A 15,152-nucleotide genomic window follows, 5' to 3' on the forward strand; every position below is an offset into this window, starting at 1 on the left:
TCTGCCGAACGGAGCAGAATTGGTTACGCGAAGGAGACAGGCAGATGTCCGGCCACTCTAAATGGGCTACGACGAAGCACAAGAAGGCCGTGATCGATGCCAAGCGCGGCAAGCTCTTCGCGAAGCTGATCAAGAACATCGAGGTCGCGGCCCGCACCGGCGGCGCCGACGTCGACGGTAACCCGACCCTTTTCGACGCCATCCAGAAGGCGAAGAAGAGCTCGGTGCCGAACAAGAACATCGACTCGGCCGTCAAGCGCGGCGCCGGCCTGGAGGCCGGTGGCGCCGACTACGAGACGATCATGTATGAGGGTTACGGGCCCAACGGTGTCGCCGTCCTCATCGAGTGCCTCACCGACAACCGCAACCGCGCCGCGTCCGACGTCCGCGTCGCGATGACCCGCAACGGCGGCTCGATGGCCGACCCCGGCTCCGTGTCGTACCTGTTCCACCGCAAGGGCGTCGTGATCGTCCCCAAGGGCGAGCTGGGCGAGGACGACGTCCTCGGCGCGGTCCTCGAAGCCGGCGCCGAGGAGGTCAACGACCTCGGTGAGTCCTTCGAGGTGCTCAGCGAGGCCACCGACCTCGTCGAGGTCCGCACGGCGCTCCAGCAGGCCGGCATCGACTACGACTCGGCCGACACCAACTTCGTTCCGACCATGCAGGTCGAGCTGGACGAGGACGGCGCACGGAAGATCTTCAAGCTGATCGACGCGCTGGAGGACAGCGACGACGTGCAGAACGTCTTCGCCAACTTCGACGTCTCGGACGACGTCATGGAGAAGGTCGACGCCTGACCCGCGGTTGCCGGCGGCGGGCGGTCGCCGGCGCCAACTCGGCTTCACACGGCGGGCCGACGGGGACACGCCCCCCGTCGGCCCGCCGCGTTGTCGGTGCCGACCGATACTGTGCTGATCAGGGGTTCTGACTCACCGGCAGAACGTGTGATCGAGCGGGACCGAGAGTGCGAGGGGGATGGGCGCGATGCGAGTACTGGGCGTGGACCCCGGACTGACGCGGTGCGGTGTCGGCGTCGTCGAAGGCGTCGCCGGGCGCCCGTTGACGATGCTGGGTGTCGGAGTCGTGCGTACGTCCGCCGACGCGGACCTCGGATCGCGACTGGTCGACATCGAGCGGGGCGTGGAAGCCTGGCTGGACGAGCACCGGCCCGAACTGGTCGCCGTGGAGCGGGTGTTCAGCCAGCACAACGTCCGTACGGTGATGGGGACGGCCCAGGCGAGCGCCGTCGCCATGCTCTGCGCCGCACGCCGCGGCATCCCCGTCGCCCTGCACACCCCCAGCGAGGTCAAGGCCGCCGTCACGGGCAGCGGACGCGCCGACAAGGCACAGGTCGGCGCCATGGTGACCCGGCTGCTGCGGCTCGACGCCCCGCCCAAACCGGCCGACGCGGCAGACGCCCTCGCCCTGGCCATCTGCCACATCTGGCGCGCCCCCGCGGTCAACCGCCTCCAGCAGGCGCACGCCGCCGCCAAGGCGTCCCGCCCCTCCAGCCACGTACCCGTACGGAAGGTCCCCCGATGATCGCCTTCGTCAGCGGCCCGGTAGCCGCCCTCGCCCCGACCACCGCGGTGATCGAGGTCGGCGGCGTCGGCATGCTCGTGCAGTGCACGCCGGCCACCCTCGCCGGGCTGCGGATCGGCGAGGAGGCCAGGATCGCCACGTCGCTGGTCGTCCGGGAGGACTCGCTCACGCTGTACGGCTTCGCCGACGACGACGAGCGCCAGACGTTCGAACTGCTCCAGACCGCGAGCGGCGTCGGTCCGCGACTGGCCCAGGCGATGATCGCGGTGCACGCCCCCGACACACTGCGCGTCGCCGTCGCCACGGGTGACGAGAAGACCCTGACCGCCGTCCCCGGCATCGGCAAGAAGGGCGCCCAGAAGCTGCTGCTGGAGCTGAAGGACCGCCTCGGCGAACCTCTCGGTACGCACATCGGCAGACAGGGCGCCGGCGCCCCCGCCCCCGCTTCCTGGAACGATCAGCTCCACTCGGCACTGATCGGCCTCGGGTACGCGACGAGGGAGGCCGACGAGGCGGTCGCGCTGGTCGCGCCCCAGGCCGAGGCGGCGATCGCGGCGGGCGAGGCCCCCGCCGTACCGCGACTCCTGCGCGCCGCGCTCCAGTCGCTCAACCGGACACGCTGACCCGGACCCGCCGCCCCCGCCATGCCGAGCGGCCCGCGCCGGCCGAACTCCACGGGACCGTCCACGGACGACCCGATTCCACGAGGTGATCCACAGTGAACTGGGACGACAGCCGCAGCGGGACGCCGGGAGGCGTACCCCCGGCGGACCCGACCGGCGGACCCGACCCGGCCGAAGGGGCCGACCGGCTCGTCGCCGCGTCGGCCGACGGCGAGGACCAGGCGGTCGAGGCGGCGCTGCGGCCCAAGTCGCTGGACGAGTTCGTCGGGCAGGAGCGCGTACGCGAACAGCTCGACCTCGTCCTGAAGGCGGCCCTCGCCCGCGGCGCCACCGCCGACCACGTCCTGCTCTCCGGCGCCCCCGGCCTCGGCAAGACCACCCTCTCCATGATCATCGCCGCCGAGATGGGCGCCCCCATCCGCATCACCTCGGGCCCCGCCATCCAGCACGCGGGCGACCTCGCCGCGATCCTCTCCTCCCTCCAGGAGGGCGAGGTCCTCTTCCTCGACGAGATCCACCGGATGTCCAGGCCCGCCGAGGAAATGCTCTACATGGCCATGGAGGACTTCCGTGTCGACGTCATCGTCGGCAAGGGCCCCGGCGCCACCGCCATCCCGCTGGAGCTGCCGCCCTTCACCCTCGTCGGTGCCACCACCAGGGCCGGACTGCTGCCGCCCCCGCTGCGCGACCGCTTCGGCTTCACCGCACAGATGGAGTTCTACGAGCCCGTCGAGCTGGAACGGGTGATCCACCGCTCCGCGCACCTGCTCGACCTGGAGATCGACGCGGACGGGGCCGCCGAGATCGCCGGCCGCTCACGGGGCACGCCCCGGATCGCCAACCGACTGCTGCGCCGGGTCCGCGACTACGCGCAGGTCAAGGCCGAGGGTTACATCAACCGCGACATCGCCGCCGTAGCCCTTCGGGTGTACGAGGTCGACGAACGCGGCCTCGACCGACTGGACCGGGCCGTGCTCCAGGCCCTGCTCAAACTGTTCGGCGGCGGACCGGTCGGCCTGTCGACCCTCGCCGTCGCGGTGGGGGAGGAGCGCGAGACCGTCGAGGAGGTCGCCGAGCCCTTCCTGGTACGGGAGGGGCTGCTCGCCCGTACGCCGCGAGGCCGCGTGGCGACCCCCGCGGCATGGGCGCACCTCGGCCTCACGCCACCCCTGCCGGGGCCGGGCGCAAGCGGACAACCGGGGCTGTTCGGGGCGTGAGCGCGCAGTCACTCGCCCCGGCAGGAACCCCGGTGCCATGCTGGGCGTTGTTCCAATGATGCGGACTCGCTTAGACTCCGCCGATGCCGCCCGTAACGGTCGGCTACCCACCCCCGTATACCAGGCCGCTCGACAGCGCGGTCGTGCGAAGGAAGTTCCCTCCCGTGAGTCTCGTGACCCTTCTCCCCTTCATCGTGCTCATCGGGGCCATGTTCCTGATGACCCGGTCCGCCAAGAAGAAGCAGCAGGCCGCCGCGCAGATGCGCGACGAGATGCAGCCCGGCACCGGTGTCCGGACGATCGGGGGCATGTACGCCACCGTCAAGGAAGTTCACGACGACACGGTCCTCCTTGAGGTCGCCCCGGCCGTCCACGCCGTGTACGCGAAGAACTCCATCGGCGCGGTCCTCACCGACGCGGAGTACAACCGCATCGTGCACGGCGACGAGGAGGAGCCGGAGGACGACGCTCCCGTCGTCCCCGACGACGCCTCCTCGCTGACCGAGGACGCCGACGCTCCGAAGCTCGACCTGGGCAAGAAGGACGAGCCCGCCGACGCCGCCGCCGCGGCCGACGACGTCGAGGCGCCCAAGGCCGACGCGGACGCCGAGAAGGCCGAGTCCGTCAAGGACGGCAAGGCCGACGGCGAGAGCGGCGCGAAGTAGTCACGTCCGGTACCGCGCGGCGCCCCCGGGCGCACCGCGGCTCCCGGAGCATGCCCACATTCGCATGTGCAGGTCCCCACAACACTTCGTTGCCGCTCCGTCGCTCACCCGGCGTGGGGCGGTTGGACAGGGAGAAACGAAAAGGTGGCAGCACCTCAGAAGGGCCGAAGGCAGACGGGGGCCCCGGGAAAGCCGGGGCGCACCCTGATTCTGTTCCTGATCGCGATGATCGCCCTCGTCGGAGGGATGTTCGGGGCCGGCGAGCTCACGCCGCGCCTCGGCATCGACCTCGCCGGTGGTACGACCATCACGCTCAAGGCCAAGAGCTCGCCGGGCCAGGCGAACGCGGTCAACGAGACCAACATGAACACCGCGGTCGGCATCATCGAGCGTCGTGTGAATGGTCTCGGCGTTCAGGAGGCCGAGGTTCAGACCCAGGGATCCGACAACATCATTGTCAACATCCCCAAGGGCACGAACTCCCAGCAGGCTCGTGAGCAGGTCGGCACCACCGCTCAGCTGTACTTCCGGCCTGTCCTGACCCTCGGTCCGGGCGACCCCGCCGCGCAGCAGCCGCCGCCGGACGCGAGCCCCGCCCCGAGCGCCGATTCGTCGAAGAGCCCCAGCCCCTCGGGCAGCGACAAGGGCGGCGACAAGCCGGACAAGGAGTCGGCGGACCCGCCGGCGGCCGAGGCTCCCAGCGCCTCCGAGACCACCCAGGGCCGCGCCCTGACGGAGGACCTGAAGGCCGACGCGACGCCCACGCCGTCCGGCTCCGGTAAGCCCGACCCCTCCGGCAGCCCGTCGGCGAGCGAGCCCGCGACGCCGCCCGCCGACCCCGCGACCGAGAAGCTCCAGGCCGATTTCGTCGCGCTCGACTGCACGAACGAGAAGGCCAGGGGCGCCCTCGGGGACAACGCGAAGCCGGGCGAGCCGACGCTGGCCTGCGGCGAGAACGACGGAGTCTGGGAGAAGTACATCCTCGGCCCCGCCGAGGTGGGCGGCAAGGACGTCGACGACGCCAACGCCACCATCAACCAGCAGACCGGCCAGTGGATCGTCCAGATGGACTTCACGGGCGGTGGCTCGAAGAAGTTCCAGGCGATCACCAGCAAGCTCTCGCAGCAGCAGGCCCCGCAGAACCAGTTCGCCATCGTCCTCGACGGTGAGGTCGTCTCGGCGCCCTCGGTGCGCCAGACGCTGAGCGCCAACGCCGAGATCTCCGGCAACTTCACCCAGGAGTCCGCGCAGGACCTGGGCAACATCCTGTCGTACGGCGCGCTGCCCCTCACCTTCCGTGAGGAGACCGTCACCACGGTCACCGCCGCGCTCGGCGGCGAGCAGCTGCACGCCGGTCTGATCGCCGGCGCCATCGGCCTCGCCCTGGTGATCATCTACCTGGTGCTCTACTACCGGGGTCTCGCGCTGATCGCGATCATCAGCCTGCTGGCCTCGGCGGTCATGACGTACGCGATCATGACTCTGCTCGGGCCAGGTATCGGCTTCGCCCTCAACCTTCCCGCGGTGTGTGGTGCGATCGTTGCGATCGGCATCACGGCAGACTCGTTCATCGTGTACTTCGAACGAATCCGTGACGAGATCAGAGAGGGCCGTACGCTGCGGCCGGCCGTCGAACGAGCCTGGCCGAGGGCCAGGCGCACGATCCTGGTGTCCGACTTCGTGTCGTTCCTCGCCGCGGCCGTGCTGTTCACCGTCACCGTAGGCAAGGTCCAGGGCTTCGCGTTCACGCTCGGTCTGACCACGCTGCTCGACGTCGTCGTCGTGTTCTTCTTCACGAAGCCGATCATGACGCTGGTCGCCCGCACGAAGTTCTTCTCGGGCGGTGGTTCGTGGTCCGGTCTCGACCCGAAGCGCCTCGGTGCCAAACCGCCGTTGCGCCGCAGCCCCCGCCGTCTCGGCGCCCCCACCGACCCGAAGGAGGCGTGAGATGTCGCGACTCGGCGATCTCGGCGCCCGGCTCTACCGCGGCGAAGTCGGTTACGACTTCGTCGGGAAGCGCAAGTTCTGGTACGCGCTCTCGATCCTCATCACCATCGCGGCCATCGCGGGCCTGGCGGTGCGGGGGCTCAACATGGGCATCGAGTTCAAGGGCGGTGCCGTCTTCAACACCCCGAAGACGAGCATCTCCGTGGCGGCGGCGCAGGACCACGCGGAGGAGGCCTCCGGCCACGACGCGATCGTCCAGAAGCTCGGCAACGGCGGCCTGCGTATTCAGGTCACCGAGCTGAACACGGCGCAGGCCGACAAGGTGCAGTCCCAGCTCGCCAAAGATCTGAACATCCCCCAGGAGAAGATCAACGCCGACCTGGTCGGTCCGAGCTGGGGCAACCAGATCGCCAACAAGGCGTGGACGGGTCTCGGGATCTTCATGATCCTGGTGGTGATCTATCTGGCGATCGCCTTCGAATGGAGAATGGCGGTCGCCGCGCTGATCGCCCTGATCCACGACCTCACGATCACGGTCGGTGTCTACGCGCTGGTCGGCTTCGAGGTCACCCCGGGTACGGTGATCGGTCTGCTGACCATTCTCGGTTACTCCCTGTACGACACGGTGGTGGTCTTCGACAGCCTCAAGGAGGGGTCGAAGGACATCACCAAGCAGACGCGCTTCACCTACAGCGAGGTCGCCAACCGCAGCATCAACTCCACCCTGGTGCGTTCCATCAACACCACCGTGGTCGCGCTGCTGCCGGTCGCCGGTCTGCTGTTCATCGGTGGCGGTGTCCTCGGCGCCGGCATGCTGAACGACATCTCGCTGTCGCTGTTCGTCGGCCTCGCCGCCGGTGCGTACTCCTCGATCTTCATCGCCACTCCGCTGGTCGCCGACCTCAAGGAGCGCGAGCCGGGGATAAGGGCACTGAAGAAGCGCGTCCTGGCCAAGCGGAAGGCCGCCGCGGCCAGGGGCGAGGCGCCCGACTACTCGGACGAGGGCCCGGACGAGCCGAGGGACTTGGAGCCTGACGACGGCGAGACCTCGGAGCGGGACATCCCGCCCGCCGCCGCGGTCGCGGGTCCCCGGAGCCACGGCGGCCGTGGCCGCGGCCGTCCCTCGGGGAAGCGTCGATGACCGACGACAGTACGAGGGAACTGCTCCTCAGCCGGATCCGTGACGTAGCCGACTATCCGAAGCCGGGCGTGAAGTTCAAGGACATCACGCCGCTGCTCGCGGATCCGAAGGCGTTCACGGCGCTGACCGACGCGCTCGCGGAGCTGTCGGTGCGGCAGGGTGCCACGAAGATCGTCGGCCTGGAGGCGCGCGGCTTCATCCTGGCCGCGCCGGTCGCGGTGCGGGCCGGTATCGGCTTCATCCCCGTCCGCAAGGCGGGGAAGCTGCCCGGTGCGACGCTGTCGCAGGCGTACGACCTGGAGTACGGCAGCGCCGAGATGGAGGTCCACGCCGAGGACCTCCAGGAGGGCGACCGCGTCATCGTCATCGACGACGTGCTCGCCACCGGCGGCACCGCCGCGGCCTCGGTCGAACTCGTACGCCGGGCCGGCGCCGAGGTGGTGGCCGTGGCCGTCCTGCTGGAGCTGGGCTTCCTGGGCGGCAGGGACCGGCTGGAGCCGCATCTGCGCGGCGCTCCGCTGGAGGCACTGATCAAGGTCTGACCCGTCTCGTCACGGGTGACGAGATATCGCCGTGACGAAATACGACATAAGCGGACGCTCCGGGAATTCCACCCGGAGCGTCCGCGTTCTGTTTTCATCACCCCGGAATCCCTCCGCGTCTCTTCGGCAGGTGCTCCGACCTCCCCCGCGGGGGAGTGGGAGGGCGTGTGCGCGCCCGCGCGAGCAGCGGTCTCGTGAGCACCGGCGCGACGGGGTCGATACCATGGCCGTTCCGGACCTGACCGGGGGACCCGGAAACGCACGAGGAGCGCTCTTGCCAGACGAGGCCCAGCCACTCGCCGCCGCCCAGCCCGATCCGCACGCAGACCAGGCCACAGCGGCGCCTGCCACGCCGCAGAAGCCGGCGGACGGGGCGGGGACGGCTGCGCAGACGCCTGCCGAACGCAACGGATCCGGACGTAACGGATCCGAGCCGGCACGGAGCGCGTCGAAGCCCCTGGACCCGGCGACCGGCCCGGCCCCCGCGCCCACCGCGGCTCCCGCCCCGGCGCCCGCAACCGGCTCCTCTCCCGCGAAGAGCCAGCTCCCGGTCCCCGTCACCGCCCCCAAGCCCGCCCCCGCCGCCCCCTCGCGCTCCGGTGGGTCCTCCAACCGTGTACGCGCCCGGCTGGCCCGTCTCGGCGTCCAGCGCTCGTCGCCGTACAACCCGGTCCTCGAACCGCTGCTGCGGACCGTACGCATCAACGACCCCAAGATCGAGACGGCCATACTCCGTCAGATCGAGCGCGCCTACCAGGTCGCCGAGCGCTGGCACCGCGGCCAGAAGCGCAAGAGCGGCGACCCGTACATCACCCACCCCCTCGCAGTGACGACGATCCTCGCCGAACTCGGCATGGACCCGGCCACGCTGATGGCGGGACTGCTGCACGACACCGTCGAGGACACCGAGTACGGCCTGGACACGCTCCGCAAGGACTTCGGTGACCAGGTCGCGCTCCTGGTCGACGGCGTCACCAAGCTCGACAAGGTCAAGTTCGGCGAGGCCGCTCAGGCCGAGACCGTACGCAAGATGGTCGTCGCCATGGCCAAGGACCCGCGCGTCCTGGTCATCAAGCTCGCCGACCGGCTGCACAACATGCGCACCATGCGCTATCTCAAGCGGGAGAAGCAGGAGAAGAAGGCCCGCGAGACGCTGGAGATCTACGCGCCGCTGGCCCACCGCCTGGGCATGAACACCATCAAGTGGGAGCTGGAGGACCTCGCTTTCGCGATCCTCTACCCCAAGATGTACGACGAGATCGTCCGGCTCGTCGCCGAGCGGGCGCCCAAGCGCGACGAGTACCTGGCCATAGTGACCGACGAGGTCCAGTCCGATCTGCGCGCCGCCCGCATCAAGGCGACCGTCACCGGCAGGCCCAAGCACTACTACAGCGTCTACCAGAAGATGATCGTGCGAGGCCGGGACTTCGCCGAGATCTACGACCTGGTGGGAATCCGGGTGCTCGTCGACACGGTCCGCGACTGCTACGCGGCGCTCGGCACCGTCCACGCCCGGTGGAATCCGGTACCGGGGCGGTTCAAGGACTACATCGCGATGCCCAAGTTCAACATGTACCAGTCGCTGCACACGACGGTCATCGGACCCAGCGGCAAGCCCGTCGAGCTCCAGATCCGTACGTTCGACATGCACCGCCGCGCCGAGTACGGCATCGCCGCGCACTGGAAGTACAAGCAGGAGGCCGTCGCCGGGGCGTCCAAGGTCCGTACCGACGTGCCCAAGAACGTGGGCAAGGGCGCCGGCCAGGACACCGTCAACGACATGGCGTGGCTGCGCCAGCTGCTCGACTGGCAGAAGGAGACCGAGGACCCCAGCGAGTTCCTGGAGTCCCTGCGCTTCGACCTGTCGCGCAACGAGGTCTTCGTCTTCACGCCGAAGGGTGACGTCATAGCGCTGCCGGCCGGGGCCACCCCCGTCGACTTCGCCTACGCCGTCCATACGGAGGTCGGCCACCGCACCATAGGAGCGCGGGTCAACGGACGGCTCGTCCCCCTCGAATCGACCCTCGACAACGGCGATCTGGTGGAGGTCTTCACCTCCAAGGCGTCGGGCGCCGGACCCTCCAGGGACTGGCTGGGCTTCGTCAAGTCACCACGGGCCAGGAACAAGATCCGCGCGTGGTTCTCCAAGGAACGCCGCGACGAGGCGATCGAGCACGGCAAGGACGCCATCGCCAAGGCGATGCGCAAGCAGAACCTGCCGATCCAGCGGATCCTCACCGGCGACTCGCTCGTCACGCTCGCGCACGAGATGCGCTACCCCGACATCTCCTCCCTGTACGCGGCGATCGGCGAGGGCCATGTCGCCGCGCAGGGCGTCGTACAGAAACTCGTACAGGCGCTCGGCGGCGAGGAGGCCGCCAACGAGGACATCGCCGAGAGCGCACCGCCCTCGCGCGGACGCTCCAAGCGCCGCTCCAGCAGCGACCCCGGTGTGGTCGTCAAGGGCGTCGAGGACGTGTGGGTGAAGCTCGCCCGCTGCTGTACGCCGGTCCCGGGCGACCCGATCATCGGCTTCGTCACGCGCGGCAGCGGCGTCTCCGTACACCGTGCGGACTGCGTCAACGTCGACTCCCTGTCGCAGCAGCCGGAGCGGATCCTCGAAGTCGAATGGGCGCCCACCCAGTCGTCCGTCTTCCTCGTCGCCATCCAGGTCGAGGCCCTTGACCGGTCCCGGCTGCTCTCCGACGTCACACGCGTGCTGTCCGACCAGCACGTCAACATCCTGTCGGCGGCCGTCCAGACGTCCCGCGACCGGGTCGCCACCTCGCGCTTCACCTTCGAGATGGGCGATCCGAAGCATCTGGGGCACGTACTGAAGGCGGTGCGGGGCGTGGAGGGCGTGTACGACGTCTACCGGGTCACGTCCGCCCGCAGGCCGTAGTTCGGCGGCCGACGCACACGTACGAAGGAGCGGCCCGGCAGTGGGATCACCGCCGGGCCGCTCCTTCGTACGTCTGCGTCAGCCGCCGAACTCCTGAAGACCCTTCAGCGCCTGGTCGAGCAGCGCCTGCCGGCCTTCGAGCTCCCTCGCCAGCTTGTCCGCCCTGGCGTTGTTGCCCGAGGCACGCGCCGTGTCGATCTGCGTACGCAGCTTGTCCACGGCCGCCTGGAGCTGGCCCGTCAGACCCGCGGCACGCGCACGCGCCTCCGGGTTCGTACGGCGCCACTCGTTCTCCTCGGACTCCTGAAGCGCCCGCTCGACGGTCTGCATCCGGCCCTCGACGCGGGGCCTGGCGTCGCGCGGCACATGCCCGATCGCCTCCCAGCGCTCGTTGAGCGCCCGGAACGCGGCACGGGCCGCCTTCAGGTCCGTCACCGGGAGCAGCCGCTCGGCCTCGGTCGCCAGCTCCTCCTTGAGCTTCAGATTCTCCGTCTGCTCCGCGTCCCGCTCGGCGAAGACCTCACCGCGGGCGGCGAAGAAGACGTCCTGGGCGCCGCGGAAGCGGTTCCACAGATCGTCCTCGGCCTCGCGCTGCGCGCGGCCCGCGGCCTTCCACTCCGTCATCAGCTCGCGGTACCGGGCCGCGGTCCCGCCCCAGTCGGTCGAGCCCGAAAGCGCCTCGGCCTCGGTGACCAGCTTCTCCTTGCCCTTACGGGCCTCCTCGCGCTGCGCGTCGAGCGAGGCGAAGTGCGCCTTGCGGCGCTTGGAGAACGCCGAGCGCGCGTGCGAGAAGCGGTGCCACAGCTCGTCGTCGGACTTCCGGTCGAGCCGCGGCAGGCCCTTCCAGATGTCCACCAGCGCGCGCAGCCGCTCACCCGCGGACCGCCACTGGTCGCTCACGGCCAGTTCCTCGGCCTCCGCGACCAGAGCCTGCTTCGACTCACGCGCGGCGTCCGTCTGCTTGGCCTTCTGTACCTTGCGCTCCTCACGGCGCGCCTCGACCGTGGCGACAAGCCCGTCGAGACGCGTACGCAGGGCGGCGAGATCCCCGACGGCGTGATGCTCGTCCACCTGCGCCCGCAGATGGTCGATGGCGGACTGCGCGTCCTTGGCCGAGAGATCGGTGGTCTTCACCCGCTTCTCAAGAAGGCCGATCTCGACCACCAGGCCCTCGTACTTGCGCTCGAAGTAGGCCAAAGCCTCCTCGGGAGAGCCTGCCTGCCACGATCCGACGACCTGCTCGCCCTCGGCCGTGCGCACGTACACGGTGCCTGTCTCGTCGACACGGCCCCACGGGTCGCTGCTCACAGCGCCTCCTCCACCTGATGCCTGCGAGGGGTGCCCCCCGGGCATCGTCCACAGTTTCCTGGACGGGCCTCGCCCGTCTTCCGCGACGCGAAAGCCGATCCGCCGAAGCCGATCCGCGCGCCGCACAACGCCAATCTAGGTGACCGGCGGCCCGGCTGTCCGCACTCCGCACGGCCGAAATTCGCGGGGTCCGGCAGTGGGGTGCTCCGAGGGGCCGTGCCATGGGCCGGGCCGCCGGTCACCCGCTCTCACGTCTTGTCGACGGTGCCCTTCTCGATCGTGACGGTCTTCTTCGGCGCACCGTCACCCTTGTTGTCACCGGTGACACCTCCGGCGGCGACGGCCTTCACGGTCTTCAGGCCGTCGGCGTCCATCGTCCCGAACGGGGTGTACGACGGCGGGAGCTTGGTGTCCTTCCAGACGAGGAAGAACTGGCTGCCACCGCTGTTCGGCTGGCCGGTATTCGCCATCGCCACCGACCCCGCGGGGTAGGTCACCGCGCCGTCCGCGGCGGGCTTGCCGAGCGCGTCCAGATTCTCGTCCGCGATGGTGTAGCCCGGACCGCCCGTACCGTCGCCCTTGGGGTCGCCGCACTGGAGGACGAAGATGTTCTCCGTGGTCAGGCGGTGACACTTCGTGCTGTCGAAGAACTTCTTGTCGGCGAGCGACTTGAAGGAGTTCACCGTTTCGGGCGTCTTCGCCGCGTCCATCTCGATACCGATGTCACCCTGGCTCGTCTTGAGCGACATCGTGTACTTGGCCTTGGCGTCGATCGTCATCTTCGGCCCGGCGGGCTTGCTCTCGCTCGGCGACGGCGGCGCCGACGGGTTGTCCGCGGCGCTGTCCTTCTTGCCGCCGTCGTCCGTCAGACCCGCGATGGCGTACGCGCCGCCACCCGCCGCCACCACGACGGCCAGCGCCGCGGCGATGACCGCGTTACGGCGCCGGGCCTTGTTGCGATTCTCCGCCCGGCGCTGCTGCTGCCGCTCGAACTTCTCCCTGGCAAGCTGGCGCCGGCGCTGCTCGCTGTTGACCACCGGGTCGTCTCCTCGTGTCTTCGTGGGCCTTGTTGAAAGCGGTGCTCAGGCGATGCCCCGTACCAAGTCCTATGAACGCCTGACTAGCCCCGTACGGTATATGGGTTACCTGTGTAATGAGGAGCGCCGGTAGGCTCTGATCTGCTGCAATCTCCCGACGGACGACATTTGAGGACGATCGTGCTTATTGCCGGGTTCCCGGCCGGGGCCTGGGGGACCAACTGTTATCTGGTCGCCCCCGCCGCGGGCGAGGAGTGCGTGATCATCGACCCCGGCCACCAGGCCACCGAGGGCGTCGCGGAGACGATCGCCAAGCACCGTCTCAAGCCCGTCGCCGTCATCCTCACCCACGGCCACATCGACCACGTCGCGTCGGTGGTCCCCGTGTGCGGCGCCCACGGGGTGCCCGCGTGGATCCACCCGTCGGACCGGTACATGATGAGCGACCCCGAGAAGGCCCTCGGCCGCTCCATCGGGATGCCGCTCATGGGCGAGCTGACCGTGGGGGAGCCCGACGACGTCAAGGAGCTGGGTGACGGCGTGGAGCTGGAACTGGCGGGCCTGCGCCTCGGCGTCGCGCACGCGCCCGGCCATACGAAGGGGTCGGTGACCTTCAGGGTGCCCGAGGCCGCGGACATTCCGCCCGTCCTCTTCTCGGGTGACCTGCTGTTCGCCGGCTCCGTCGGACGCACGGACCTGCCCGGCGGCGATCCGGCCGAGATGCTCGAATCGCTGGGCCGTGTGTGCCTGCCGCTCGACGACTCGACCGTGGTGCTGTCCGGCCACGGCCCCCAGACGACCATCGGCCGGGAGCGAGCCACCAACCCGTATCTGCGCGAGGTGGCCGCAGGCTACGGAAGCGGCGAGAGCGCCGCTCCGCGACGAGGAATGTGACGCAGCGAATCCCATGAACACCTTTCAGGCCCCCAAGGGCACGTACGACCTGATCCCGCCGGACTCCGCCGTGTACCTCGCGGTGCGCGAGGCGATCTCCGCACCGCTGAAGAACTCCGGTTACGGCTACATCGAGACCCCAGGCTTCGAGGACGTCGAACTCTTCGCCCGCGGCGTCGGCGAGTCCACCGACATCGTCACCAAGGAGATGTACACCCTCACCACCAAGGGCGGCTCCGAGCTTGCGCTGCGCCCCGAAGGCACGGCCTCCGTACTGCGCGCGGCGCTCGAAGCGAACCTGCACAAGGCCGGCAACCTCCCCGTCAAGCTCTGGTACTCGGGCTCGTACTACCGCTACGAGCGCCCGCAGAAGGGCCGCTACCGCCACTTCTCGCAGGTCGGTGCCGAGGCGATCGGCGCCGAGGACCCGGCGCTCGACGCCGAGCTGATCATCCTCGCCGACCAGGCGTACCGCTCACTCGGGCTGCGCGGCTTCCGCATCCTGCTGAACTCCCTGGGCGACAAGGAGTGCCGCCCCGTCTACCGGGAGGCGCTCCAGGGCTTCCTGCGCGACCTCGACCTGGACGACGACACCCGTCGGCGTATCGAGATCAACCCCCTGCGGGTCCTCGACGACAAGCGGCCCGACGTACGGCGGCAGCTCACCGACGCCCCGAAGCTGCGCGACTACCTGTGCGAGGCGTGCCGGGCGTACCACGCGGAGGTGCGCGACCTGCTGACCGCGGCGGGTGTCGCGTACGAGGACGACGAACGGCTCGTACGGGGCCTGGACTACTACACCCGTACGACCTTCGAGTTCGTCCACGACGGCCTCGGCGCGCAGTCCGCGGTCGGCGGCGGCGGGCGCTACGACGGGCTCTCGGAGATGATCGGCGGCCCCGCGCTGCCGTCCGTCGGCTGGGCGCTCGGTGTGGACCGTACGGTGCTGGCACTGGAGGCCGAGGGCATCACGCTCCAACTGCCGCCCGCCACCAGCGTGTTCGCGGTGCCGCTCGGCGAGGAGGCGCGCCGGCTGCTGTTCGGCGTGGTCACCGAGCTGCGCCGGGCCGGGGTCGCGGCGGACTTCAGCTACGGCGGCAAGGGGCTCAAGGGCGCCATGAAGAACGCCAACCGCTCGGGCGCGCGCTTCACGATCGTCGCCGGTGAGCGTGATCTCGCCGAGGGTGTGGCCCAGGTCAAGGACATGGAGAGCGGCGAGCAGAAGCCCGTACCGCTCGACGCGCTGGTGGCCGACCTCACCGCGAAGCTCGTCTGACCGCGCGGGACAGCGAAAAGACCCCGGACGCCACCGAGTGTCCGGGGTCTTTCGCGTA

The 15,152-nt window shown here is 69.7% G+C and carries 13 protein-coding genes; 11 read left to right on the forward strand and 2 right to left on the reverse strand.

Annotated features, from left to right (window positions below; translation table 11 throughout):
• Window positions 1-44: 44 nt before the first annotated feature.
• The 9 genes from ACFWHU_RS20060 (at window position 45) to ACFWHU_RS20100 (ending at window position 10,579) form a co-directional block, all read left to right on the forward strand.
• Entirely contained in the window at window positions 45-797 is a 753-nt protein-coding gene (locus ACFWHU_RS20060) for a YebC/PmpR family DNA-binding transcriptional regulator (protein ID WP_387226017.1), read from the forward strand.
• 187 nt (window positions 798-984) lie between these two features.
• The gene (ruvC, locus tag ACFWHU_RS20065) at window positions 985-1,542 is read left to right on the forward strand and encodes a crossover junction endodeoxyribonuclease RuvC (protein WP_385801494.1); all 558 of its coding nucleotides are present in this window, start codon (window positions 985-987) and stop codon (window positions 1,540-1,542) included.
• On the forward strand, window positions 1,539-2,165 hold the full coding sequence (ruvA, locus tag ACFWHU_RS20070) for a Holliday junction branch migration protein RuvA (protein ID WP_387226020.1): 627 nt from the start codon (window positions 1,539-1,541) through the stop codon (window positions 2,163-2,165). Before ruvC ends, ruvA begins: the two co-directional genes overlap by 4 nt.
• A 95-nt stretch (window positions 2,166-2,260) precedes the next feature.
• The gene (gene ruvB / locus ACFWHU_RS20075) at window positions 2,261-3,382 is read left to right on the forward strand and encodes a Holliday junction branch migration DNA helicase RuvB (protein WP_385801490.1); all 1,122 of its coding nucleotides are present in this window, start codon (window positions 2,261-2,263) and stop codon (window positions 3,380-3,382) included.
• Window positions 3,383-3,546: 164 nt separating this feature from the next.
• Complete coding sequence (yajC, locus tag ACFWHU_RS20080; protein ID WP_385801488.1) at window positions 3,547-4,047, forward strand: preprotein translocase subunit YajC; 501 nt, start codon at window positions 3,547-3,549, stop codon at window positions 4,045-4,047.
• A gap of 144 nt (window positions 4,048-4,191) precedes the next feature.
• Window positions 4,192-5,994 (forward strand): protein translocase subunit SecD, encoded by a 1,803-nt coding sequence (secD, locus tag ACFWHU_RS20085; protein WP_385801486.1) that lies wholly within the window; start codon window positions 4,192-4,194, stop codon window positions 5,992-5,994.
• Between the two features lies 1 nt (window position 5,995).
• A complete protein-coding gene (gene secF, locus ACFWHU_RS20090; RefSeq protein WP_385801484.1) occupies window positions 5,996-7,135 on the forward strand; it encodes a protein translocase subunit SecF in 1,140 nt (379 codons plus the stop codon).
• A complete protein-coding gene (locus ACFWHU_RS20095; RefSeq protein WP_387226024.1) occupies window positions 7,132-7,677 on the forward strand; it encodes an adenine phosphoribosyltransferase in 546 nt (181 codons plus the stop codon). The genes secF and ACFWHU_RS20095 overlap by 4 nt, the downstream gene beginning before the upstream one ends.
• 274 nt (window positions 7,678-7,951) lie before the next feature.
• The gene (locus ACFWHU_RS20100; protein WP_385801480.1) at window positions 7,952-10,579 is read left to right on the forward strand and encodes a RelA/SpoT family protein; all 2,628 of its coding nucleotides are present in this window, start codon (window positions 7,952-7,954) and stop codon (window positions 10,577-10,579) included.
• A gap of 78 nt (window positions 10,580-10,657) precedes the next feature.
• On the opposite strand, the gene ACFWHU_RS20105 is transcribed toward ACFWHU_RS20100, so the two are convergent.
• Both ACFWHU_RS20105 and ACFWHU_RS20110 read right to left on the reverse strand, forming a co-directional pair.
• Entirely contained in the window at window positions 10,658-11,887 is a 1,230-nt protein-coding gene (locus ACFWHU_RS20105; protein WP_385801478.1) for a DUF349 domain-containing protein, read from the reverse strand.
• A gap of 248 nt (window positions 11,888-12,135) precedes the next feature.
• Window positions 12,136-12,924 carry a peptidylprolyl isomerase gene (locus ACFWHU_RS20110; RefSeq protein WP_387226026.1) on the reverse strand — a complete coding sequence of 263 codons (789 nt, stop codon included), beginning with the start codon at window positions 12,922-12,924 and terminating at the stop codon, window positions 12,136-12,138.
• A 180-nt stretch (window positions 12,925-13,104) separates the two neighbouring features.
• Between ACFWHU_RS20110 and ACFWHU_RS20115 the strand changes: the two genes are divergently transcribed.
• A complete protein-coding gene (locus tag ACFWHU_RS20115) occupies window positions 13,105-13,818 on the forward strand; it encodes an MBL fold metallo-hydrolase (RefSeq protein ID WP_387226117.1) in 714 nt (237 codons plus the stop codon).
• A 13-nt stretch (window positions 13,819-13,831) separates the two neighbouring features.
• Window positions 13,832-15,094 (forward strand): histidine--tRNA ligase, encoded by a 1,263-nt coding sequence (hisS, locus tag ACFWHU_RS20120; RefSeq protein WP_385801472.1) that lies wholly within the window; start codon window positions 13,832-13,834, stop codon window positions 15,092-15,094.
• The last annotated feature ends 58 nt before the right edge of the window (window positions 15,095-15,152 follow it).

It is taken from the genome of Streptomyces sp. NPDC060366 (genome assembly GCF_042725135.1).
Taxonomy (GTDB): Bacteria; Actinomycetota; Actinomycetes; order Streptomycetales; family Streptomycetaceae; genus Streptomyces.